The 366-nt window shown below is 31.1% G+C and carries 1 protein-coding gene; it reads left to right on the top strand.

Features of this window, described 5'->3' with window-relative positions:
* Nucleotides 1-12: 12 nt before the first annotated feature.
* Nucleotides 13-366, top strand: a 354-nt coding sequence (locus AB4512_RS23300) for an oligosaccharide flippase family protein (protein ID WP_372175898.1), incomplete at its 3' end; no start/stop codon positions are given.

Raw genomic sequence — 366 nt, 5'->3', positions numbered from 1 at the left:
AGCTTAGTCTATATGACTTTGGCTGAAGGATTATCTCTGTTGGTGTTTTACTTATGCTCTTCACGATACTTTCCTAAGATTAGGTTCTCTTTTCAAGCATTAAAAGATATGTATTCTTTCGGTGCTCTTTTAATGTTATCTTCACTTGTAAGAACTACATATGAAAATATTCTTACTATAATTTTTGGTAAATCATTTGGAATTAAAGATTTAGGTTATTATTATCAAGCAAATAAATTCAGCTCCGCATTTATTAACGCAGTAACCTTAATCATTAACAAAGCTGCATTCCCTATGATTGTTAATTCAATCAATTCAGGAAGAGATAGCCTTCATGAAATGAGGGAGCTTACAAGAGTTGTATGT

Source organism: Vibrio sp. 10N.222.52.B7, from assembly GCF_041474275.1.
GTDB classification, from domain to species: domain Bacteria; phylum Pseudomonadota; class Gammaproteobacteria; order Enterobacterales; family Vibrionaceae; genus Vibrio; species Vibrio crassostreae_C.
Note: the sequence above shows the minus strand (reverse complement) of the source record. Positions and strands in the feature narration are given on the sequence as shown.